The organism is Bacillus xiamenensis (assembly GCF_000300535.1).
Taxonomy (GTDB): domain Bacteria; phylum Bacillota; class Bacilli; order Bacillales; family Bacillaceae; genus Bacillus; species Bacillus xiamenensis.
Genome location: NZ_AMSH01000002.1, coordinates 49,744 through 72,889 on the forward strand (window position 1 = coordinate 49,744; position 23,146 = coordinate 72,889).

Consider the following 23,146-nt stretch of genomic DNA (forward strand, 5'->3'; position numbering starts at 1 on the left):
TTTGATATTTGTATTATGATAGCTTTGCGCAACTTCACATTGAGAGGACGATATGCAATGAATTCAATCTTTCTTTTACAAATCGCTCTGATACTTTGCACCCTTTTATTCACTGTCGGAATCATCATCTATTTAAAACAGCAGATGCAGCTTATCATCTTACCGAACGAACATATTGGACAAAAACTTGCGCATCCGCTTCTCGAACAACCATCACCCATTCAAATACATGATCTGCTGCAAACAAATAGCAAGCAGCAATTACTGATTTTCACTGACACAGCATGCCCGCACTGCATCCCATCACTTGAACAATTCCTAGAAACGAAAAAGCAGCGTAAATTAAACATCTCATTTAGTATCTTGTTGAAGAATGGACAAAAGGAAGATCAAGAATTATATCGTGATAACCAAACTAACATGCGAATAATCCCAGTGGGCGAACAAATAATAGACGCATTTCAAATCCAAGAGTTTCCATATTACATCATGGTAGAAGATGATGAAACAATCTCATATGCAGCACCTTTTCCAGATGGTCTTTATTCAAGGCGGCCTGCAAACTAAAGATAAATGAGGCATGTGAAGAATATCAAACACGCCTCATTTTTTATTATTTTGGTGTTGGCTGAACATCCTTTTCTTTTTCCTCCGCAGCCATTTCACTAGCTTCGCTTGAAGCGGATACTTGTTCCTCAGCTTGTTCAAACTCACTGCGAGCTTCATTTGAAATGTCAACTTGATCACCATGCTGATTCACAGTAACGGACGAAGAAGACCCCTCTTTTTGAACCTCTTTCTCTAGTTCCTTTAATTTAGACACATGAAGCTCTAAATCTTTTCCTTGCTGAACCAAAGCCAGTTGTTGAAATAATGCCTTTCTCTCTTCTGGAGAGTGGTCACCTTGAACAATTTGCGCTGCTTGGGTTAAAAAAGAATTTGATGTTTGGCCCGCTTGACGGCTAACCGACGTCTGCATAGTAGCATTTGTTACGAATGAAATTGAAGATATGCTCAATGCGTTCACATCCTAATAAGTGAAATACTTAAATTTAGCAGCCACATTTAACGCGTTCTTGGCTAGTACAAATCTCACCTGTGTCACGATCCACATAGTAACGGAAAGTTCCAACGCCTTGAAGGAAACAAGTTGGTGCTGATTGACAAGAAGTCACCAATCTTTGCAAAATACATCGAGCAGCTGCAGGTTGAACATTGGTCATTTTGTTTAAAAAACGATCTAACATATAAATTCCACCTTCCAATTTTTATGGTATTACAACACAATAATAACCAATTAAAATACAACTAACAACATTTTTTGATAATTTTACTAATTATTTTTAACTATTATTCTAATTTATGACATAATTTTAATTTAAAAAATCTAGTATTTATTACCTTTTTCTTATTCAGAAATAATTTATTTATCCATAAATAGATGAGTAAAGATAGAAAAAAAAAGGCTATTGCTCAATATTCGATCTTCCTAAAGTACTGCTGGGTCAAGTATGATAGAGAGTGAATACATAAAGGAGTGAACACAATTGCAACAAACTGAGAAAATCATTCAGTCTCTTCATTCAATAACAAAGTGGGGAAAGGTTGGCAGCATCTTTCTCTATATCTCGGGCGGGCTGTCTATCCTTATAGGATTTTGGTTAGTTCTTCCTGCTGCCGTTGGCGTTTTTCTCATTATGATGGGCGTTCATGTTCAAAAATCTGTGAGAGCAGCTGAACAATTGATTCAAGCGCCTGATACTTCTTACGAAGAACTATTAGAACAATATGCTAAAATGATGAAAATGCAGACACTGTTTGCCATTTCAAGTATTGCCGCAGTTATTCTCTCGTTCATCGCTATCATTTTGATGTTTATACTAGGTGGATTAGCCTTTCTCCAAGATTTTCCTAGTGATGTTCAACAGTACGATGATCATTATGAAGAAGAACTCGGTGACTTTTATTAATGAAGAGGGGTATCAATTCAATTTGATACTCCTTTTGTTTTGCAATTTGGCATTGATCATGATACTTAGCTTGACAATCAACCTTTATCATTTTAAAATACAAATCGTAACCATTACGAATTAAAGGAGGATCATATCACTTATGCGCGTGAAAATCACCTTAGCCTGTACTGAAACAGGTGACAGAAACTATATCACAACAAAAAATAAACGAACGAATCCAGACCGATTGGAGTTAAAAAAATATTCTCCACGATTAAAGAAATATACACTTCATAGAGAAACAAAATGATTTTTCACAATTTAAATCGTAATAATTACTTTTTAAGTGAGGGGGAAAACAAAATGATCGTTTTCAAAAAGGACAAAAACCAATGAATAAGAGAATACCTGTCACAGTATTAAGCGGCTTTTTAGGAGCTGGAAAAACAACGATATTAAATCATGTTCTTCAGAACCGTAAAGGGCTAAAAGTAGCTGTTATTGTAAATGACATGAGCGAAATTAATATTGATGCGGAATTAGTCAAGCAAGGCGGCGAGCTCTCTCGATCAGATGAAAAACTTGTTGAACTCTCTAATGGGTGTATTTGCTGCACATTGAGAGAGGATTTATTAATTGAGGTAGAGCGTCTTTGTAAAGCTGGTAATATAGACTATATTGTCATTGAGTCTACAGGTATTAGTGAACCAATCCCTGTCGCTCAAACTTTCTCTTACATTGATGAAGAAATGGGCATAGATTTGACACGCTTTTGCAGGCTAGACACGATGGTAACAGTGGTAGATGCAAACCGTTTCTGGACTGATTTCCAATCAGGAGAAAGTTTATTGGATCGCAAGGAAGCTGTTTCCGATGATGATGAACGAGAAATTTCCGATTTACTTATTGATCAGATTGAATTTTGTAACGTGCTGATTATCAATAAATGTGATCTTGTATCAGTAGCAGAACTAGATCGACTGGAGCATGTACTGACCACACTTCAACCAGAAGCAACTATTATTAGAACCTCAAAAGGTAATATACAGCCAAGTGACATTTTGAATACTGGTTTATTCGATTTTGAAAAATCAAGTGCTTCTGCAGGATGGATAAAAGAAATCAATGCTGGACATTCTCAGCACACGCCCGAAACAGAAGAATACCGAATCTCATCATTTGTTTATGAAAGAAGGCTCCCTTTCCATACTGGCAGGCTGAATACATGGTTAGATCATATGCCGGAGCAGATCGTTCGTGCTAAAGGATTTGCATGGCTAGCTACGCACCATGATTTAACCATTTTAATTTCACAAGCCGGGAAATCCGTTGCGATTGAACCCATTGCATACTGGATTGCTGCCTTGCCGGAGCAAGAAAGAGCACGCGTTTTAAATCAGGAACCAGAAATTCTAGATGAGTGGGACGCAGAGTTTGGTGATCGACATACAAAACTTGTTTTTATCGGTGTAGATTTACCTAAAGCAGATATGATTCGTACACTAGATCAATGCCTACTTACACCTGAAGAATTTGATCAAGACTGGACAACGTTTGAAGACCCCTTTCAATGGAAAATACACAATTAAACCAGGAGGGTTTTAAGTGGCAAAGAAATCAAAAATAGCAAAAGAAAAAAAACGGCAGCAGCTTGTTTTGAAATATGCAGAATTAAGAAAAGAGTTGAAAGAAAAAGGTGACTATGAAGCTTTGCAGAAATTACCTAGAGACTCTTCCCCCACTCGCTTAAAAAATCGCTGTGAATTAACGGGCCGTCCTAGAGGTTACTTGAGAAAATTTAAAATGTCTCGAATTGCTTTTCGTGAGCTTGCCCATAAAGGACAGATCCCCGGAGTGAAAAAATCAAGTTGGTAAAGATTGATTCGATCTTATCATAGTTCCTGTCAAAGTAAAGCAGCACAAAATGAATAAAAACCTCTTTTCCAACCTTACCTCTGCATTTTCGAGGTGAAAAATTGCATTTTAAAAAACAGCAGAATCTCTGCTGTTTTTTTATGCTGATGGACTTATAAGATAACTTGTCCTGTTTTTTAAAATGAGATTTCCAACAATGATTATGACATTTTCTCTGCTTTTCAAAAATCAATGTTCATGATACTTTGTTGTCACTACCCACCGATGTAGGACATCTCAACTTTTTTCTGATCTTTCTTCTGTTCTCTCTCAGCTGAATATTGATCATGTCTGTTTGACCATAATTCCTTCAATGTGTTCACTAGATATTGATCATCTTCTGTCGTACGAATGATTCGTCTCAGATCAAAACCAGATGACGCAAAGAGACAGGTGAATAATTCGCCACGTGCAGATAGTCTAGCTCTATTACACGATCCACAAAAAGCATCTGAAACAGAAGAGATAATGCCAATCTCTCCTGAACCATCCTCATAAAAATAACGATTGGCTACTTCACCTTTATACCGAGGGGGTTTTGGTTTGATAGGATATTTTGAATGAATCAGCTCTATCATTTCTTTTTTCGTCAGCACATGCTTTAGGTTCCATTTATTCGTATTGCCAACATCCATAAATTCAATAAATCGTAGAATGTGTCCTTCTTTTTTAAAATAGGCTGCCATTGGTAAGATATCTTGATCATTCACACCTTTTTGGACAACCATATTGATCTTAATGGCAAGTCCAGCTTTTTTTGCAGCCTCAATTCCATCAAACACTTTTTGGATGGAAATTTGTCTTCCATTCATCTGCTTAAAACGGTCTGGATTTAAAGAATCTAAACTAATGGTGACTCTGTGAAGACCTGCTTTCTTTAGCTTATCAGCGTATAAAGGTAAAAGCGTTCCATTAGTCGTCATAGCGATGTCTTCAATACCTGGAATTTTTGCAAGCTTTTCGATCAAGATGGGCAAATCTTTACGCATTAAAGGCTCTCCGCCCGTAATACGTAATTTCACCACACCTAATTCCTTTGCAAAAAGGGTAGCAAGTCGTTCAATTTCTTCGAAGCTAAGCAGCTCTTCCTTATTCAAAAAAGGATAATCTGGTCCAAAGATTTCAGCAGGCATACAGTACGTACATCTAAAGTTACAGCGATCAGTTACCGATATTCTTAAATCGCGCAATGGTCGATGTCTTTTATCCAAAATACTGCCCATACTTTGCCTCCTATTCTGTAATACGCTGGTGATGAGTATAGATATTAAAAGATTCTCCTCTAACGAATCCAACTGTTGTTATATTTAATTCTTCTGCCATTTTCAGCGCTAGCTCAGTAGGAGCTGATTTTGATATCACAATCGATACTCCTAATTTTGCTGCCTTCAACAAAACTTCAGACGAAATGCGGCCGCTAAATACAAGGATTTTATCTCTCAGTGGGATTCGGTGAAGTAAACAATATCCATAGATTTTATCCAAAGCATTATGTCGTCCTATATCCGTTCTAGTAATGAATAGCTTTTCTGTGTCACACAGTCCCGCATTATGCACACCGCCAGTATGTTGAAATAATTGGCTTTCCTCTTGTAAACATTTCATTAAATGAATACAGGTTTCAGCAGGAATGTTGATTCGATCAATCGCTGTTTTTGCCGTTTTCACATCTTGAAGAAAATAAAAGTGCCTTCCCTTCCCACAGCAAGATCCAATCACTCGTTTGGTAAAGTCTGATGAATGAAAATGACTTGAGTGATGTAAATCAACATATGCAAAACCCATACTTTCATCTATTGTAAACCTTTTAATCTCTTTTTCAAATCGAATAACTCCTTCTGAGGCTAAAAAACCGATAACCAATTCTTTCAAATGATCTGGGGAACAAACGAGTGTTACAAACTCTTCGCCATTCACCAGCACAGTTAAAGGAAATTCTTCTACAACTTCATCTGTTCTGCAGGTAAATTGACCGTCGCGATATTGTTGAATGACTCGTTTCTTTTTAACAGAAGGATTCATGACTGATCTTCCTTTCAACACAAATTTAGTTATATGAACCAGTCAAATTGTGATATTATTTTAAAAAGTCATAAAAATGTAACATATTTCTATCTTATCAAACTTTTTGATTGCTTTATATGGGGGGAACACAATGAACAAATCAAAAAATCGTTGGCTCATCGCTACAAGTGCTGTGGGAATTCATTTATCTATTGGATCTGTTTATGCATGGAGTGTTTTTACGAATCCTTTACATCAAACCTTTCAGTGGTCATTAACAGAAATAAGCCTTACATTTAGCATTGCCATTTTATTTTTAGGCTTATCGGCTGCTTTCATGGGACATTTCGTTGAAAAGTATGGTCCAAGGGCATCGGGGCTCTTTTCAGCTATTTTCTTCGGTATTGGAATGACTGGATCAGGGTTTGCTGTCCACATGTCTTCATTACCTCTCCTCTACTTATTTTATGGTGTACTCGCTGGGATAGGATTAGGTGTAGGTTATATTGCTCCTGTATCAACATTAGTCAAATGGTTTCCGGATAGAAGAGGACTCGCAACCGGTTTAGCCATTATGGGTTTTGGTTTTGCTTCTCTTATTTGCAGTCCAATTATTCAATATCTCATTGAAAAAGTTGATATAGCAAATACCTTCTATATTCTTGGAATCTCTTATTTTATCATCATGGTCATCTCATCTCTTTATTTATCACCACCCACGCCCGATGACGTCAAACAATTTGACGTGTTGAAAACTAGTCGAAAAAAAATTCCTCAAGATTTATCACAGCTCACAGCAAATGAAGCGATCAAAACACGGCGCTTTTATTATTTGTGGCTTATGCTCTTTATCAATATCACGTGCGGAATTGCCATTATTTCAGTAGCGTCGCCGCTTGCTCAAGAAAGTGTTGGCTTCACCGCAGGCGCTGCAGCTACTCTTGTTGGTATTTTAGGTGCTTTTAATGGCCTGGGACGAATCGGCTGGGCTTCGTTCTCTGATTATATCGGGAGACCAAATACGTATACAATTTTCTTTAGTATTCAGCTCATTGCTTTTCCCTTACTTCCATACTTAAAAGAACCGCTCATCTTTTCAATTGTGATGGCGATCATTTATACATGCTATGGTGGAGGATTTGCCTCAATTCCAGCCTATATTGGAGATTTATTTGGTACGAAGCAGCTTGGTGCAATACACGGTTATATTCTCACCGCTTGGGCCGCTGCTGGTTTAGCAGGACCTTTATTTTCGTCCTTCATTCGAGATATAACAGGCAATTACACACAAAGCCTCATGGTGTTTTCCGGCTTATTTTTCATTGCTTTTATCATATCTCTTCTCATTCGGAGGGATATTAAACAACTTAGAGAATCAAATCTTACTGCCACTTCTTCTGTCACAGCCCGTCCGTAATTTGAATTTGACAGAATCACAATCTACAGGTAATTTTTAGATATGAAAACGCATTAAAAGGTAATCGGAGGGTGATGATATCATGGGGAAAACAAAACACAAGGGGCCTATTAAACTTAACAAAAAACCCTCACCAAAGCTATGGGCTTCTTTTGCTCCTATGGGGCTTGGAAAAGTAAAACCGAAACACATTCGAGATACGATGAAGGTGGCATGGGAGAACAAAGATAACCTCCCCTATGCATACCGTATTTTAACACAGGGCGTTTGTGACGGCTGTGCACTTGGTGTATCAGGTTTATACGATCAGACACTTGCAGGGCCCCATATATGCACCACAAGGCTTAATGTGCTTCGTCTTAACACAATGCCAGCTATTGACCCGAAATGGTTCGAAGATATTCATCAGCTAAAGCAAATGGACAGCACCGCACTTCGTAAACTTGGGCGTATTCCCTATCCATTGATTCGAAAAAAAGGTGATAATGCCTTTACACGTATTTCTTGGGATGATGCATTAGATCAGATTGCAGCTAAAATCAACTCAATTGATAAACAGCAGCTCGCTTTCTATTTAACCGCAAGAGGGATTACAAATGAAGTGTATTATACTGCGGCAAAGGTTGCACGATTTATAGGAACAAATCATATCGATAATGCTTCTCGCATTTGTCATTCACCTAGCAAAACCGCTCTTAAGCGTTCTCTTGGTATAGGTGCCTCCAGCTGTAATTACAGTGATTGGATTGGAACGGATGTATTGATTTTTTGGGGCTCTGTCGCAGCAAACAATCAGCCTGTTTCTACTAAATATATGTACGCCGCTAAAAAGAAAGGGACTAAAATTATTGTCATCAATCCATATAAAGAGCCTGCGATGGAAAAGTACTGGGTTCCCTCTATTCCAGAGAGTGCATTATTCGGCACAAAAATAGCTGATGATTTTTACCAAGTCAATATAGGCGGCGATATTGCATTTATGAATGGCGTCATCAAACATTGGTTTGACATGGAGGAGCATGCTCCTCATTCCGCTCTTGACCATGAATTTATTCAAGCACATACAACCGGCATACAGGATTTAAAGCAACATGTCGATCAGTTGAAATGGGAGGATCTAGAAGCATCATCAGGCTTATCTAAGGAAAGAATGAAGGAATTTGCTGTACTTCTTGCCAATGCCAATTCAGGTGTTTTTATTTGGAGTATGGGCCTCACCCAGCATCGTTTTGCAACTGATAATATATCACAAGTCGCAAATCTTGCCATGTTACGTGGATTTATTGGCAGAAAGCATTGTGGTGTCATGCCTATTCGCGGACATAGCGGCGTCCAAGGTTCAGGAGAAATGGGCGCCGATCCATTCGTGTTGCCAGGCAGTGATTTTGATGAAGAGAATATTGAAAGAATTGAGAAGATATGGGGATTCGACATTCCAAAATGGCATGGTGACACCATTGGTCAATCATTTGAGAAAATGACTCTTCCAAAAGAACACCCGCAAAAGCTCAAGATGTTGTTTACTAGCGGTGGAAACTTTTTAGAAACGATGCCAAATCCAGAAGCGATTGAAAAGGCATTATCTGAGCTTGAACTCCGTGTCCATCAAGATATTATTTTGAACACCTCTACACTCGTAGAAGCAGAAGAGACCGTGATTGTTCTGCCTGCTATGACACGATATGAACAGCCAGGCGGAGGTACATCAACTAGTACGGAGCGCATGGTGTATTTCAGCCCGGAAATTGAAGGACCTCGTATTGAAGAAGCCAGAGCTGAATGGGACATTTATATTGATCTTGCGAAAAGGGTTCGTCCAAAAGATGCCGAGCTGATTCATTTTGAGAATGCTGAAGCCATTCGTCGTGAGATCGCCATCGCAAATCGAAACTATGATGGCATACAGCATTTGCGTCATAAAGGGGACGTCTTTCAATGGGGAGGCGCTTGGCTTTGCGAAGATGGCGTGTGTCCAACACCGGATGGCAAAGGACACCTTCTGCCTGCCCAGCTGCCTCAATATCGGAAAACGGAGGGGCATTTCAACATCACGACAAGACGAGGTAAGCAATTCAACTCAATGATTTACAGTGAAAAGGATGCCTTTAATGGCGGAAAGCGGCATTCTATCTTGTTGAACGAGGAAGATGCAAAAGAGCTTTATATCAATGAAGGAGATCCAGTTGTCCTTTTTAATCAATATGGGTCCTATCAAGGAGTTGCTCAATTCGGAGATCTGAAACGTGGAAATATTGCTGTTTATTGGCCTGAAGGGAACGTTTTAATACCAAAAGGAGTTTATGAAAGCTATTCACAGATTCCAGAATATAATACCACTGCAATATTAGAAAAAGCCGAAACCTTTCATGCAAGAAAAGATCAGCACTACGTGGAGAAACGAATTGATGAATTAGAAACGACTTTAAATTAATCTTCAACTAAAAAAAACAGCTGGGGGTTTGTCTCCCCAGCTGCCTATTCACATCCTACTGGCCAAAAGAGCTAGCTTCTTTTTGAAGAATGTGATTCAATTCTTCTGCATTTGCTGCTGGTTGATATTGTCCACCGCCAGCTTTTGCAACAGATTTTAGACTTTTTGCTTCTTTTTGATTTACATCGAAGCCAATGATATTGACGATTGTATCAATACCTTCTTCATGTAATTGCTTTGCTGCTTGTGATGGGCTCCCGCCACAAGTTTCTTCACCATCACTGACAACATATACAATATTTTTTCCCTCAGCTTGGTGATCTTCAAAATCTTGTTTCGTATCAGTTAATGCTTTTGCAAGTGGTGTCCAGCCTGTTGGACCATACACATTCAGCGCTTGTTGAAAGGTTGATTCCTCATAGGTTCCAAACCCATAAACTGCTTCAGAACTTTCACAAGAAACGGCTTTTCCTGCATTTTTATTGGTTCCTTCATGACCAAAAACACGAAGCAGGACTTGCGTATCTTCTGATAAAAGACTTGCGAAGCTTTGAATCGAACGTTTTGCGATATCAATTTTCTTTTCGCCTTCAACCGATTGTGCCATACTGCCACTTAAATCAAGTAAAATCACCACATGAGCCGGCTCCTTTTTCGTTATAGCATGAGCAGGTGAAGAAAGAAGCAGGACAAGACTAGCTAAGATGGTTAATACAATATTTCTTTTCATCAATAAAAAACCTCCCTTTTTTCATTTGTACAGAAAAAGAGAAACGAAAGCATCAATCAATCGTTTCCCTTTTCTTCTGCAAGTTTATTCGTGTAGTTTTAATGATTCTGCTGTAAAGATAGAACCCATTTCTTTGCCAGTGCTTGCTTGGTAGTAAGAGCCTTTACCAGCTTTGGCTACTTCCTTCAATTGGCCTTCATAGCCATCGTTAAAGTCTAATCCGATTACATTGACCACAGTAGATCCTTTTGAGTTATGCAAATCTTTTGCTACTTTCACTGGATCTCCGCCACAAGTTTCTTCACCATCAGTAATTAAGTACACAATATGTTTTGTTCCATTATGAAGCTGCTTATCCGTTTGCTTTGCACTTTCAAGAGCACGTGCAATCGGTGTCCAGCCATTTGGTCCAAGACCGTTTAGAGAGTTTTCGAAGCTTTCCTTTTCATAAGGTTGAACACCGTAAACGCCTCTAATGACTTCACATGATTGAGCTTTACCTGAGTTTTTGTTGTTTCCTTCAGAACCAAACAAGCTCATACGGATTTTCGCGTTTTTCGGAAGTGATTGAGCAAATTTGAATACCTCTTGTTTTGCTAGATCAAATTTGCGCTCTCCTTCTACTTTTCTTGCCATGCTTCCACTGGCATCAAGTAAGATTGTCACTCTTACATCTTTCTTATGTTTTTTGGCTGCTGTTGCTTCTGCAAATACTGGTGAAGAGATTGACATTGATAATGTCAATACAGCTAAGGCTACGAGTGTAAATACTTTTTTCATCATGCTTTTCCTTCCTCCTTATGTATTTGATTGAAACATCTTAATCGTAAATTATTCTCACTTGGAATGGTATAGGACTCGATCCCTTTTTCTCTTTCATCAAAATCACTAAAATTCTGTCAGATGTCTAGATATTTTCACCTAACGCTTCCTTTTTCCCTTTATTTTCTCTTTCTTTCGAGGGACTTTGTATCGGCCATCGGTTCTTGTCGGGACATAAATGTTTAAGATTTCCTGACCTGAGCCTTAAGTCACAATTTGACACATTCTGTTCAAACCTCTTTGAAAACAAAAAAAGATGCCCCATTTTACGGCACCTTTTCCTTTATTTCTTAGCCATATATGTGTTGAGAAAGCGATCAGCTGATTCAATTTGAATTCCTTTATAATAATGTTTCACGATCTCATCTACTTTTTTGCCTGACTGGGCCATATAATGTGCACCATACTGACTCATTCCCACACCATGGCCATATCCTTTTGTCGTAATCACAATTTGCTGGCCTTTTCGTTCCCATGTAAAGTCCGCAGAATGCAGCCCTAGTGATTCACGAATATCTCTGCCTGTCAGTGTTTTCCCGTTTATGACTGCTTTGGCTACTTGATTTCCTGGTGTCCGTTCTACAATCTCTCCCACCTGATGATGCTGATTGAGGGTTACACCCAGTTTTTGCTGAAATTCACTAACTGTGATGGTTTGCTTGTTTTGAAATTTGGGTGATTTTTCGTCCCATTTGCTTGAAACACTTTTCAAATATGGGATTTCGTTTTTCCAATAGGCTTCTGCATTTTCAGTTTTCCCGTTACTTGTTGAAAAGAAAGAAGCATCAATTGGTTTTTCATCATAAGTCAGCACTTTCCCTTGTGTGCTGGCGACGGCTTCTGTGATCTTTTTTAATTTCCAATTGTACGCTTTCCCCCAAATTTTCTTCAGTTCCTGTTTATTTTTGTAGACCTGGAACATTTGTGTGTCATCTACAAGAGAGCCTTTTGGCGATTTTACGGTCTTGTCGATGATCATTTGTCTGACGATATACGTTCTAGCGGCGAGTGCCTGTGCTTTGAGTGCCTCGATTTCAAAATCAGCTGGCATTTCCGAAGCGACGACACCGATCACATACTCTTCTAAGGGGATGTTTTCTACCTGTTGATGCGCTGAACGATAGACTGGAATGGAGACGGGTGATTGCTTCAATTTGACTGAACCTTTCACTTCTTTTTTTGCTGATGGTTCTGCTGCTACGTGTTGGCTGGCCGTTGGTTTTCCTTGGAACGTCGGCAACACGAGTAAGGTTGGAATCATTAAAATGATGATGCATATTCCTGCGATTGTCCATATCATTGGTTTCATATTTGGCTGCCCCCATTTGTCATTGAATCTCTTTTATCCTATGGACAAGGACAAGCTAATATGACAGCTTCTTTCATTCATTGGACAAGTCTTTTGGTGATATGCTGGTGCTCTTCATCATTTGATTTTACTGTTCGTCTTTATGAATAAAATTTAAGATGATTGGATACACTAATGATAAGCTTTTAAAAATAAAACACTCTATGATTCTAAAAAAAATCAGCATGCCCAAATGGACACACTGATTTGTTTATTACGCGTTTAGATCTGACACAACTTGTTCTTGTGTCACATCTGCTGATTCATCATTTACTCTTTCAATGTCTGCACCGATTGCTGCAAGCTTTTGGTGGAAGTTCACATATCCACGGTCAATATGCTTCAATTCAGTGACGCGTGTATGACCTTCTGCCACTAATCCAGCAAGTACAAGTGCTGCTCCTGCTCTTAAATCAGTCGCTGAAACTTCAGCACCTTGAAGTTGAACCGGCCCATTGATAATCACAGAGCGACCCTCAATTTTAATATCGCCATTCATGCGGCGGAATTCTTCAGCGTGCATAAAACGATTTTCAAACACAGTTTCTGTGATCATGCTTGTTCCGTTCGCACGAAGCAATAGCGCCATCATCTGAGACTGCATATCCGTTGGGAACCCAGGATGCGGCATTGTTTTTAGATCGATTGGCTTGAGCTCAGATGGTCCAATGACTCTTAAACCTTCTTCTTCTTCAATGATCTGAATACCCATTTCTTCCATTTTTGCAATAAGTGAAGTCAGGTGTTCCGGAACTGCGCCTTTCACAAGCACATTTCCTTCTGTAATGGCTGCTGCCACCATGAAAGTACCCGCTTCAATTCGGTCAGGAATGATGGTGTGTTTTGCACCGTGAAGTGTTTCCACACCTTCAATTTTGATTGTACCAGTACCAGCCCCGCGAATCTTACCGCCCATGGCATTAATGTAGTTTGCCAAATCAACAATTTCAGGTTCTTTTGCTACGTTCTCTAAAATGGTTGTTCCTTCAGCTAATGCTGCTGCCATGATGATGTTTTCAGTTGCACCTACACTTGGGAAATCCAAATAAATTTTTGCACCTTTTAGACGGCCTTTTACTTCAGCCTCGATGAATCCATTACCTACTTGAATTTTAGCTCCCATTGCTTCGAAGCCTTTTAAATGCTGATCAATTGGTCTTGAACCAATTGCGCAGCCTCCAGGTAATGCAACCCTTGCATGACCTGTTCTAGCTAAAAGTGGTCCCATGACGAGCACAGATGCTCGCATTTTACGCACATACTCAAACGGAGCCTCAGTTTCTAGTGCATGAGATGCATCTACTGATACTTCGTTATTTTCAAAATGTACTTCTGCTCCTAAATGACGTAACACTTCATTGATTGTATATACATCGGAGAGCGTAGGTACATCACAAATTACGCTTTTTTCTGTACTTGCTAACAAAGATGCAGCGATAACTGGTAAAACGGCATTTTTTGCGCCTTCTACTTTAACTGTGCCGTTTAACTTTTGACCGCCGCGGACGATGATTTTTTCCAAGGTCTTCCCCTCCGCGTCCCAAATTCTCTATATTAATATTCAGTCGTTACGATTGGTGTGCCAACCGTAATCGTATGATTTTCGTTCATTTCCGAACTTCTGATGGCAATTTGAACATTCATTTTATCATTTGAAGTCATAATGAACTGTTCCCACTTCTCTGTGTAAGCGGAAAGCGACACAAAATTAGACTCAACGAGGTACTCAACTGGTTTTGCTTGAAATTCATTTGCTATCATTTTAGCTTTTTTTTGCAAAACAACATCCATCATACCATTTACATGACCATTAAGACAAGTAAAAATCACAATTTTTTCTTGTAATATGCTTTTTGCATGACGTACGAACTGATCATATGTATGCTCCCAGGTATTCAGTGGACGAGCACCTTTTTGCTCATATAATAAATACGACTTTTGATTGGATTTTGTGTCGGTCTTCACGAGTAAAATTTTCGAAAATGTATCATTTTTTTCATCTTTGTAAATACCTGTGACTTTGGTGACATGTTTCTCTTTTTTTTCGGTCCACTCATATTGTCGTAGTTCGTCTTTCAAACGTTTCACTTTATTTGAAAATTGTTTGGATGAAATATCTACATTTGTTTTGGCATGAAGGGTCCATCCATCCACTTCGATTTGCTGGTTTTTCAGACCTTCTGCTATTTGGGCGAGCGGAGACGTTTCTTCCGCACGCACACCTTGAATCATTAGAACAAAAAAAAGAATAAACGCAAATAATGGCCAACCCTTCAAATACTTTCTCATTTGTCATTCCCCCTTGCTACAAGTGTTGCCGCAAGGAGATAAATGCATACGTGGAAAAGTCATCAAAGACCATCCTTTTGACACTTCTTTTTACGTTCCCGCAGAAGGTTGCGATCAAACCTTTTTTGTTAAAACATATAAGGGATTTGTCTGGAGAAATTTAAATAATCAAGGAAGAAATTGCTGACTGCCGATGCAATGGCAATGGTGATTAGCATCATCAGCAACCTTGCTTGAACGATTTTTCCTTTTTTAATCAGTGGATCGATATTCACGGCAAGCAATGCCCACCACGTAATGGCGATAAAAAATAAGTGGATCACAATACTGACAATTGCTTGTTGTCCTACGTCTTCCATACAGTTGAATCCTCCTTTTATTTATTTCTGTAAAGGAAAACTCCCTTTCATTATATCCGCTAAAATCGGAAAGATGAATCATTTGGAAAAAAGAGCTACATTTAGTGTAAATCCCCTCTTATTCTGATACGAAGGAGATGATATACTGCGTGTGGAAGGAGCTGAACAGATTGAAAGATTCTTTTCCTGACTTTGTTGATTTGTACGGAGAACAGGTTCCCTCATTTGATCATGAATGGGAGGCCATTGCTTTCTACTTTGATTATAGACAGACACAGCTAGAAGAATTAGCCCAATTGTGTCATTTTCATCACATTTCTTTAGATTATTCTGAGGACAGCCTGTATCAGTTAGAATCATTATACTTCGATGCGTTTACCCAGCAGCTTTTTGCTGAGTGGAAAATGCCAATTGATGCATTGGAAGCGATGATGAGTGTGTATATGGGAGAGGTTGTCATCAGGCATCATTCGGATGCTGACTGGGTGGTGCTGCCTTATATGGACTCTCCGCATCAATATACCCTCGGCTTGCGCCGAGACAATAAGACATGGCATAGTCCCGCATTTTGCGAGCACTTATATCTTGAAAAGCAAGCATCTCATCCTTATGTGTCGATGTATCAGTCTCTCATGTAACTCTTAAAAAAATCCTTCTTATCACAATGATAAGAAGGATTTTCTGTTTTATTTCCCTGCTACATTTAAACGGTTTAACGCCCGTTTTAATGCGAGTTCCGCCCGGCGTACATCACTTTCATTCGGGTGGTTCAAATGCTCTTCAGCACGCTGTTTTGCTGATTTAGCACGTTCTACATCAACTTTGTCTGATGTTTCAGCAGCTTGAGCAAGAATGGTTACTTTTTCAGGGCGAACTTCTACAAAGCCGCCGCTGACTGCAACCAATTCAGTTGATCCACTATGTTTTAAGCGAACTGCACCGATTTTTAGCGGAGCAACCATTGGAACGTGGCCAGCTAAAATACCAAGCTCACCGCTTTCTGCTCTTACACTGACCATTTCCACATCCGCTTCATACACTGGGCCGTCGGGAGTAACGATATTGACTTGAACGGTCTTCATGCTTTTACCCTCCTAAGGACCAGATTAGGCCTCTACACCCATCTCTTTGGCTTTTTCAACCACTTCTTCAATGCGGCCGACTAAGCGGAATGCATCTTCTGGAAGGTGATCGTATTTACCAGATAGGATTTCCTTGAAGCCTTTAACAGTTTCTTTCAATGGCACATAAGAACCTTTTTGGCCAGTGAACTGTTCTGCTACGTGGAAGTTTTGAGATAGGAAGAATTGAACACGACGAGCTCTGTGTACCACAAGCTTATCGTCCTCAGATAATTCATCCATACCTAAAATGGCAATGATATCTTGCAATTCTTTATAACGCTGTAATGTTTGCTGAACTTCACGCGCAATGGCATAATGCTCTTCGCCAACAATCTCAGGTGCAAGGGCACGAGATGTTGATGCAAGTGGATCTACCGCTGGGTAAATCCCCATTTCTGTCAGCTTACGCTCTAGGTTTGTCGTTGCATCAAGGTGAGCGAACGTTGTAGCTGGAGCTGGATCTGTATAGTCATCCGCAGGTACATAGATCGCTTGAATCGATGTAACCGATCCTACGTTTGTAGACGTGATACGCTCTTGAAGCTGACCCATTTCTGTTGCAAGGGTTGGCTGATAACCTACCGCTGAAGGCATACGTCCAAGAAGGGCTGATACTTCAGAACCTGCTTGTGTAAAACGATAGATGTTATCGATGAAGAACAATACGTCTTGACCTTGTTCATCACGGAAATGCTCTGCCATTGTCAAACCAGTTAGAGCTACACGCATACGTGCACCTGGTGGCTCGTTCATTTGGCCGAAGACCATCGCTGTTTTTTCGATAACGCCAGAATCTTTCATTTCGTAGTAAAGGTCATTTCCTTCACGTGTACGCTCTCCAACACCAGCAAATACAGAAATACCGCCGTGTTCTTGTGCGATGTTGTTGATCAATTCTTGAATCAGAACGGTTTTACCTACACCGGCTCCACCGAATAGACCGATCTTTCCACCCTTGATGTAAGGAGCAAGAAGGTCTACAACTTTGATACCTGTTTCAAGAATTTCAACTTCTGTAGAAAGTTGATCAAAAGAAGGCGCTTGTCTGTGGATTGGATCTCTTTGAGCTTCCACACCAAGTGGCTCATCTAAGTCAATGTTATCTCCCAGTACGTTGAATACACGTCCAAGTGTTACGTTACCAACTGGTACTGAAATTGGTTTTCCAAGGTCTACAGCTTCCATACCGCGCTTCACACCGTCTGTTGATGCCATTGCGATGGTTCTCACTGTATCATCACCTAAATGTAGTGCTACTTCTAAAGTTAAGTCGATATCAACTTCACTTTCGCTTTCCGCTTTATGCGAAACTTTGATCGCATTATAAATCTCAGGCAAGTGACCGTCTTCAAAACGAACGTCTACGACTGGTCCCATGATCTGACTGATGCGTCCTGTTTTCATTGCATTCCCTCCTGACAATTATTTCTATTCTAAGGCAGCTGCTCCGCCGACAATTTCTGTAATCTCTTGTGTAATCGCTGCTTGACGAGCACGGTTGTAAGAGAGTGTCAGGCTGTCGATCAATTCTTTTGCGTTGTCTGTTGCACTCTTCATTGCTGTCATTCTTGCAGCATGTTCACTTGCTTTGCTGTCAAGAAGCGCACCGAAAATCAAACTCTCTGCATATTGAGGAAGGAGAACTTCAAGAATTTCTTCTTCAGAAGGCTCAAACTCATAAGATGCGGAACGTTTATTTGGTGTCGCTGCGGCCGAAAGGTCCGTTAGCGGCAATAATTTTTTCTCTGTTACTTCTTGTGAAATGGCACTGACGAAATGGTTATAGAACATGTAAAGCTCATCAAACGCTTCATCAGAGAACATTTGCACTGTACTGCTTGCTAATTCTTTAATATCAGCAAACGCTACTTCGTCTCCAAGCCCTGTTACTTCAGAGATCACTGGAATACCGCGCTTTTTGAAGAAGTCGCGTCCGATTTTACCAATCACAATCACCGCATATTCATCAGCAGACTGATGACGAGATTGAATGGTTTGGTAAGCGGCACGCAAAACCGAGCTGTTAAAAGGTCCGGCAAGTCCTCGATCAGATGTAATGACGAGATACCCTGTTTTCTTAACAGGTCTTGAAAGAAGCATTGGGTGCTTAGCACTTGTTCCAGTTGCGATTGCCGCAACGACTTCTTGGATTTTCTCCATGTATGGAACAAAGGACTTCGCATTGTTTTCAGCACGATTCAGTTTCGCAGCTGATACCATTTGCATCGCTTTTGTGATCTGACTCGATTTTTTTGTTGACGTGATCCTTGACTTAATATCGCGTAATGAGGCCAAAGATTTCACCACCTTTTTTCAGGAATCCGTGTTCATTTACGTGAAAAGAGAGAAAAAGAGAATCTTTTTCTCTCGGAAAGATTACTAATTAGTTGCTTGGTGCAAACGTACGTTTAAAGCCTTCGATTGCTGTCTTCCACTCTTCATCAGCAGGCATGTTTCCTGTTTGAGAGATTGTGTCAAACAAGTCTTTATGGTTTTCTTCAATGTACATGAATAACTCAGCTTCAAAACGTTTGACATCAGCAACAGCTACATCGTCTAAGTATCCTCTTGTCAGTGCATAAAGAATCGCTACTTGTTTTTCAACTTTAAGCGGTTTGTTCAAGTCTTGTTTTAAGACTTCAACTGTTCTAGCACCACGGTTTAATTTGGCTTGAGTCGCTTGGTCTAGATCAGATCCAAACTGAGCGAATGCTTCAAGCTCACGATAAGAAGCAAGATCCAGACGAAGTGTACCTGCTACCTTTTTCATCGCTTTGATTTGTGCAGATCCACCTACACGAGATACAGACAATCCTGCGTTTACCGCTGGACGTACGCCTGAGAAGAAGAGGTCAGATTGTAAGAAGATCTGTCCATCTGTGATTGAGATAACGTTTGTTGGGATATATGCAGAGATATCACCAGCTTGCGTTTCTACGAAAGGCAATGCTGTGATAGAACCGCCACCCTTTTCATCACTAAGCTTCGCTGCACGCTCTAATAAACGAGAGTGAAGATAGAAAACATCACCAGGGAATGCTTCACGGCCTGGAGGACGACGAAGCAATAATGAAAGCTCACGGTAAGCTGCCGCTTGTTTAGAAAGGTCATCATACACAACAAGCACATGCTTGCCGTTATACATGAATTCCTCACCCATCGTTACACCTGCATAAGGAGCAAGGTAAAGAAGTGGAGCTGGCTGTGATGCAGAAGCTGTGACAACGATTGTGTAATCAAGCGCACCATGCTTACGAAGTGTTTCAACAACACCACGAACAGTTGACTCTTTTTGTCCGATCGCTACATAGATACAGATCATGTCTTGATCTTTTTGGTTTAGGATCGTATCAATTGCAACAGATGTTTTACCTGTTTGACGGTCCCCAATGATCAATTCACGCTGTCCGCGTCCGATTGGAATCAAGGCATCAATCGCTTTAATTCCCGTTTGAAGCGGCTCATGTACCGATTTACGATCCATAACGCCTGGTGCTTCACTTTCGATTGGACGTGTTTTGCTTGTTAAAATTGGACCTAGTCCATCAACAGGCTGACCAAGTGGGTTCACAATACGTCCGATTAACTCTTCTCCTACTGGAACCTCCATGATACGACCTGTACGTTTTACATCGTCACCTTCACGGATATCTTTGTAAGGTCCTAAGATTACGATACCTACGTTAGACTCCTCAAGGTTTTGAGCCATACCCATTACACCGTTAGAGAACTCAACAAGCTCTCCTGCCATAATGTTGTCAAGGCCATGTACACGCGCGATACCGTCCCCTACTTGAATGACTGTACCGACATCTTTTACTTCAATTTCAGATTGATAGTTTTGGATTTGCTGCTTTATCAGCGCGCTAATCTCTTCAGCTTTGATACTCACTAAGGTTTCACCCCTTCTAACGATTTTCGCCTGCAAGCTGACGTTCAATGCGGGAAAGCTTTCCGCTGACACTGCCGTCATAAATGCGGTTTCCGATACGGATTTTCACTCCGCCTATTAGATCCTTGTCAATCACGTTTTCAACACGCAGTGATGTGACGCCGGCTTTTTTCGCAAATACTTCAGATAAAGATTGAATTTCAGCCCCGCTGAGCGGTTTAACTGAATACACGATCGCATCGTCTATTTGTTTTGCACGGTTTGCAAGTTTCACAAACTCAGACGTCATTTCAGAGAAAATATTCGTGCGTCCGCGGTCAATCAGTAAATACATTGTGTGCAACACATGCGTTGAAACACCTTTGAAAGCTTCTGCAATTAGATGTTTCTTTTTGTCTGACGTAATCTTCGGATGAACAAGAAAGTTTTTCAGTTCTTGATCAGCCTTTAGAACTTTTTTGATCTCATTCAGCTCTTTTTCAGTTTCGTCTACTGCCGAAGAAGCAAGAACGATGTCAAAAAGAGCAGAAGCGTAACGCTTAGAGACAATAGTCACGCTCATCGGCTTTCGCCTGCCTCTTTAAGGTACTCTTGGATCAATTTCTCTTGTGCTTGCTCATCAAGTTCTTTTTCAATCACTTTAGAAGCAATTAACACAGATAGTGATGCAACCTGCTCACGCAGCGCAGCAACAGCTTGTTCTTTTTCTTTCACGATTTCAGTTCTAGCAGACTCTTTCAAGCGCTCTGACTCTTGACGTGCTGCTTGAATGATCTCTTCTTTTTGTTTCTCACCAATTTTTTTCGCGTTTTCGATGAGTGTATGTGATTCTTCGCGTGCTTCTTTCAATAAAACACGTTGTTCTTCAAGAAGCTTTTCAGCTTGGACATGTTTTTGTTCAGCACTTGAAATTTCATTTCCTATATAATCTTCACGCTGTTTCATAATCCCTAATAAAGGCTTAAGCGCAAATTTCTTTAAAAGTGCAAGCAGGATGAGCATAGCGATTAGCTGGAACAACATATCCCCGGCGTTAAAACTTAAGCCCCCTGCTCCTAAAACCACTGGTAACTGAGACATTTAGTACGGCAACTCCCTTCTTTAAATAATATGTTAAGAAACAAAACATAAAGGAATGGCGAAGTTTCGAACTAATCTGATCTTCGCCATTAAAATTCATATTAGAACGCTTCTCACATATTAACCAAAGAATGCCAAGAATGCGATAACGACAGCGATAATTGGAAGTGCCTCAACTAAAGCTACCCCGATGAACATAAGTGTTCTTAGTTCTCTACCAGCTTCTGGCTGACGAGCGATTCCTTCAACTGTTTTAGATACGATTAGACCGTTACCAATACCTGCTCCTAGTGCTCCTAAACCGATTGCAATTGCTGCTGCTATTAAATTCATTAAAAAGCTCCTCCTTTAAAATAACGTCCATTTTGGACTCTCAATTTTTTAGTGTTCGTCGCTGACTTTATGGGAGATATACACCATTGTCAGCATGGTGAAGATAAATGCCTGGATGGTTCCGACAAACAAACTGAATGCCTGCCATACAATCATCGGCACGATGGCACCTAATGTACCAACAATACCTAGTGCAATGTTTTGCGTGTAGAAATTGGTCGCAAGTCCTGCGAGCAAACCAAGAAGAATCTCTCCAGCGAAAATATTTCCGTAAAGACGCAAACCAAGTGTTAACGTGTTTGCAAATTCTTCAATGATTTTCAGCGGCACTAAATATGGGATCGGCTTGAAAAAGTCTTTTGTATATTCCTTGACTCCTTTTGCCTTGACACCATAGTAATGTGTCAATCCCATGACCATAATCGCTAGTGTCATTGTGATTGCAGGATCAGCAGTTGGTGATTTCCACCATAAGTTGTGATCGACCGTAATCGAGAATGGCAGTCCCAGCATGTTTGAAACGAATATGTACATGAGTAATGTAACGCCAAGCGCTAGAAATGGGGCTCCTGTTTTCATGTCCATCGAACTACCTATGATATTTCGAACAAAATCAACGATCCATTCCATGAAGTTCTGCGCCTTTGTCGGACGAATAGACAGAACACGAGTAGTCAGCACCGCTATGAGAAGAACGATGATACTAGCAATCGTAATCATGAGAACATTGGATAAGTTGAACGTTAACCCTAAAAATTCTGTCGTTTTTGAACTGTGACCCAAAGAGTATTCACCTCTCTTCCATAGTAGAACGTTTAAGTTGAATGAAGGAATCTATCATAATGACAGGATATATTGTCATTAATCCTATAACAACACCTGCCAGATGAACTTCATTAGGATAACGCCAAGCAATCGCTACTGCGAGAATCGCGTTGGCCCACCTGGCTGTACTTCCCATTGAACGAATGGATTTTCCTTTTTTAACTGCTCGATCAAAAGCGTGCATTCTCCGTATAAGTAGAAATAAATTAAAGAAAGCAAAAATTGTGCCGATAATGAAACCAAGAAAGAATGGTTTATAACCAGGCATGGCATAGCCAAACACAAAAATTGCCAATAGATACAACATGTATTTACTCTGTCTGCGGAAAATCGCGTTTGGATCGTTCATTCATCTGACTCCCGATGAAAAATATTGTAAAAAAGGTGATAAATGGTGATGAAAACTGCGTAGAAGACGCTTATGATCAGCCGTCCTATTCGAAAAAAATCAATCACCCATCGGTCTAATTGGACAATCAGACTTGAAATCTTTAGATCTATGGGATGTTGCTTCATTCGCTGATACAAACCCTGATTATAAAAGGGTTCACAATGAGGATTAGTAGAGTGCTATAGGCTATGAAAACCTTACCATAATACCCTCGTTTAGCATACAATAGCGTCTA

26 protein-coding genes are annotated in these 23,146 nt (G+C 40.1%); 8 read left to right on the plus strand and 18 right to left on the minus strand.

What is annotated here, in order from left to right:
- Positions 1 to 57 precede the first annotated feature (57 nt).
- Positions 58 to 567 carry a hypothetical protein gene (locus BA1_RS01320; protein ID WP_008354891.1) on the plus strand — a complete coding sequence of 170 codons (510 nt, stop codon included), beginning with the start codon at positions 58 to 60 and terminating at the stop codon, positions 565 to 567.
- A 46-nt stretch (positions 568 to 613) separates the two neighbouring features.
- On the opposite strand, the gene BA1_RS01325 is transcribed toward BA1_RS01320, so the two are convergent.
- Positions 614 to 1,018: a hypothetical protein gene (locus tag BA1_RS01325; RefSeq protein ID WP_008354893.1), complete on the minus strand. Its 405-nt coding sequence runs from the start codon at positions 1,016 to 1,018 to the stop codon at positions 614 to 616.
- A gap of 529 nt (positions 1,019 to 1,547) precedes the next feature.
- On the opposite strand from BA1_RS01325, the gene BA1_RS01330 reads away from it, so the two are divergent.
- From BA1_RS01330 to rpsN, 4 genes are all read left to right on the plus strand, one after another.
- On the plus strand, positions 1,548 to 1,970 hold the full coding sequence (locus BA1_RS01330; RefSeq protein ID WP_008354895.1) for a DUF5362 family protein: 423 nt from the start codon (positions 1,548 to 1,550) through the stop codon (positions 1,968 to 1,970).
- Between the two features lie 142 nt (positions 1,971 to 2,112).
- Positions 2,113 to 2,262: a 50S ribosomal protein L33 gene (gene rpmG / locus BA1_RS01335; RefSeq protein ID WP_003214771.1), complete on the plus strand. Its 150-nt coding sequence runs from the start codon at positions 2,113 to 2,115 to the stop codon at positions 2,260 to 2,262.
- Positions 2,263 to 2,344: 82 nt separating this feature from the next.
- On the plus strand, positions 2,345 to 3,541 hold the full coding sequence (locus BA1_RS01340; RefSeq protein ID WP_008354898.1) for a GTP-binding protein: 1,197 nt from the start codon (positions 2,345 to 2,347) through the stop codon (positions 3,539 to 3,541).
- Between the two features lie 16 nt (positions 3,542 to 3,557).
- A complete protein-coding gene (gene rpsN / locus BA1_RS01345) occupies positions 3,558 to 3,827 on the plus strand; it encodes a 30S ribosomal protein S14 (RefSeq protein ID WP_008354900.1) in 270 nt (89 codons plus the stop codon).
- Between the two features lie 254 nt (positions 3,828 to 4,081).
- Here rpsN and moaA read toward each other — a convergent pair whose 3' ends face one another.
- On the minus strand, positions 4,082 to 5,089 hold the full coding sequence (moaA, locus tag BA1_RS01350; RefSeq protein WP_034738170.1) for a GTP 3',8-cyclase MoaA: 1,008 nt from the start codon (positions 5,087 to 5,089) through the stop codon (positions 4,082 to 4,084).
- 10 nt (positions 5,090 to 5,099) lie between these two features.
- Positions 5,100 to 5,888, minus strand: a complete 789-nt coding sequence (fdhD, locus tag BA1_RS01355) for a formate dehydrogenase accessory sulfurtransferase FdhD (protein ID WP_008354904.1) — start codon at positions 5,886 to 5,888, stop codon at positions 5,100 to 5,102.
- A gap of 133 nt (positions 5,889 to 6,021) precedes the next feature.
- Between fdhD and BA1_RS01360 the strand changes: the two genes are divergently transcribed.
- Both BA1_RS01360 and BA1_RS01365 read left to right on the plus strand, forming a co-directional pair.
- Complete coding sequence (locus tag BA1_RS01360) at positions 6,022 to 7,287, plus strand: L-lactate MFS transporter (protein WP_008354906.1); 1,266 nt, start codon at positions 6,022 to 6,024, stop codon at positions 7,285 to 7,287.
- 82 nt (positions 7,288 to 7,369) lie between these two features.
- Positions 7,370 to 9,718, plus strand: coding sequence for an FdhF/YdeP family oxidoreductase (locus tag BA1_RS01365; RefSeq protein WP_008354909.1), 2,349 nt, complete (start codon positions 7,370 to 7,372; stop codon positions 9,716 to 9,718).
- 55 nt (positions 9,719 to 9,773) lie between these two features.
- Here BA1_RS01365 and BA1_RS01370 read toward each other — a convergent pair whose 3' ends face one another.
- The 6 genes from BA1_RS01370 to BA1_RS01400 all read right to left on the minus strand — a co-directional run bounded on the left by BA1_RS01370 (position 9,774) and on the right by BA1_RS01400 (position 15,266).
- Positions 9,774 to 10,448: a VWA domain-containing protein gene (locus BA1_RS01370; RefSeq protein WP_008354911.1), complete on the minus strand. Its 675-nt coding sequence runs from the start codon at positions 10,446 to 10,448 to the stop codon at positions 9,774 to 9,776.
- An 84-nt stretch (positions 10,449 to 10,532) separates the two neighbouring features.
- A complete protein-coding gene (locus tag BA1_RS01375; RefSeq protein ID WP_034738196.1) occupies positions 10,533 to 11,228 on the minus strand; it encodes a VWA domain-containing protein in 696 nt (231 codons plus the stop codon).
- A 325-nt stretch (positions 11,229 to 11,553) separates the two neighbouring features.
- The gene (spoIID, locus tag BA1_RS01385) at positions 11,554 to 12,579 is read right to left on the minus strand and encodes a stage II sporulation protein D (RefSeq protein WP_008354917.1); all 1,026 of its coding nucleotides are present in this window, start codon (positions 12,577 to 12,579) and stop codon (positions 11,554 to 11,556) included.
- A 253-nt stretch (positions 12,580 to 12,832) separates the two neighbouring features.
- A complete protein-coding gene (gene murA / locus BA1_RS01390; protein WP_008354919.1) occupies positions 12,833 to 14,140 on the minus strand; it encodes a UDP-N-acetylglucosamine 1-carboxyvinyltransferase in 1,308 nt (435 codons plus the stop codon).
- Between the two features lie 32 nt (positions 14,141 to 14,172).
- Positions 14,173 to 14,907, minus strand: coding sequence for a YwmB family TATA-box binding protein (locus BA1_RS01395; RefSeq protein WP_008354921.1), 735 nt, complete (start codon positions 14,905 to 14,907; stop codon positions 14,173 to 14,175).
- Between the two features lie 128 nt (positions 14,908 to 15,035).
- The gene (locus BA1_RS01400) at positions 15,036 to 15,266 is read right to left on the minus strand and encodes a DUF1146 family protein (RefSeq protein ID WP_008354922.1); all 231 of its coding nucleotides are present in this window, start codon (positions 15,264 to 15,266) and stop codon (positions 15,036 to 15,038) included.
- A gap of 170 nt (positions 15,267 to 15,436) precedes the next feature.
- Between BA1_RS01400 and BA1_RS01405 the strand changes: the two genes are divergently transcribed.
- Positions 15,437 to 15,904, plus strand: coding sequence for a hypothetical protein (locus tag BA1_RS01405; RefSeq protein ID WP_034738198.1), 468 nt, complete (start codon positions 15,437 to 15,439; stop codon positions 15,902 to 15,904).
- 48 nt (positions 15,905 to 15,952) lie between these two features.
- Here the strand turns inward: BA1_RS01405 and BA1_RS01410 are convergent, their stop codons facing one another.
- From BA1_RS01410 to BA1_RS01450, 9 genes are all read right to left on the minus strand, one after another.
- Entirely contained in the window at positions 15,953 to 16,348 is a 396-nt protein-coding gene (locus BA1_RS01410) for a F0F1 ATP synthase subunit epsilon (RefSeq protein ID WP_008354926.1), read from the minus strand.
- 24 nt (positions 16,349 to 16,372) lie between these two features.
- Positions 16,373 to 17,794, minus strand: a complete 1,422-nt coding sequence (gene atpD, locus BA1_RS01415) for a F0F1 ATP synthase subunit beta (protein ID WP_008354929.1) — start codon at positions 17,792 to 17,794, stop codon at positions 16,373 to 16,375.
- Positions 17,795 to 17,818: 24 nt separating this feature from the next.
- Complete coding sequence (locus BA1_RS01420; RefSeq protein WP_008354930.1) at positions 17,819 to 18,685, minus strand: F0F1 ATP synthase subunit gamma; 867 nt, start codon at positions 18,683 to 18,685, stop codon at positions 17,819 to 17,821.
- Between the two features lie 88 nt (positions 18,686 to 18,773).
- Positions 18,774 to 20,282 (minus strand): F0F1 ATP synthase subunit alpha, encoded by a 1,509-nt coding sequence (gene atpA / locus BA1_RS01425; RefSeq protein ID WP_008354932.1) that lies wholly within the window; start codon positions 20,280 to 20,282, stop codon positions 18,774 to 18,776.
- A gap of 16 nt (positions 20,283 to 20,298) precedes the next feature.
- Positions 20,299 to 20,844 (minus strand): F0F1 ATP synthase subunit delta, encoded by a 546-nt coding sequence (locus BA1_RS01430; RefSeq protein WP_008354933.1) that lies wholly within the window; start codon positions 20,842 to 20,844, stop codon positions 20,299 to 20,301.
- Complete coding sequence (atpF, locus tag BA1_RS01435) at positions 20,841 to 21,362, minus strand: F0F1 ATP synthase subunit B (RefSeq protein ID WP_008354935.1); 522 nt, start codon at positions 21,360 to 21,362, stop codon at positions 20,841 to 20,843. Before atpF ends, BA1_RS01430 begins: the two co-directional genes overlap by 4 nt.
- Before the next feature lie 120 nt (positions 21,363 to 21,482).
- On the minus strand, positions 21,483 to 21,695 hold the full coding sequence (gene atpE, locus BA1_RS01440; RefSeq protein WP_003214968.1) for a F0F1 ATP synthase subunit C: 213 nt from the start codon (positions 21,693 to 21,695) through the stop codon (positions 21,483 to 21,485).
- A gap of 48 nt (positions 21,696 to 21,743) precedes the next feature.
- A complete protein-coding gene (gene atpB / locus BA1_RS01445; protein ID WP_008354937.1) occupies positions 21,744 to 22,478 on the minus strand; it encodes a F0F1 ATP synthase subunit A in 735 nt (244 codons plus the stop codon).
- Between the two features lie 7 nt (positions 22,479 to 22,485).
- A complete protein-coding gene (locus BA1_RS01450) occupies positions 22,486 to 22,869 on the minus strand; it encodes an ATP synthase subunit I (protein WP_008354938.1) in 384 nt (127 codons plus the stop codon).
- Positions 22,870 to 23,146 lie beyond the last annotated feature (277 nt).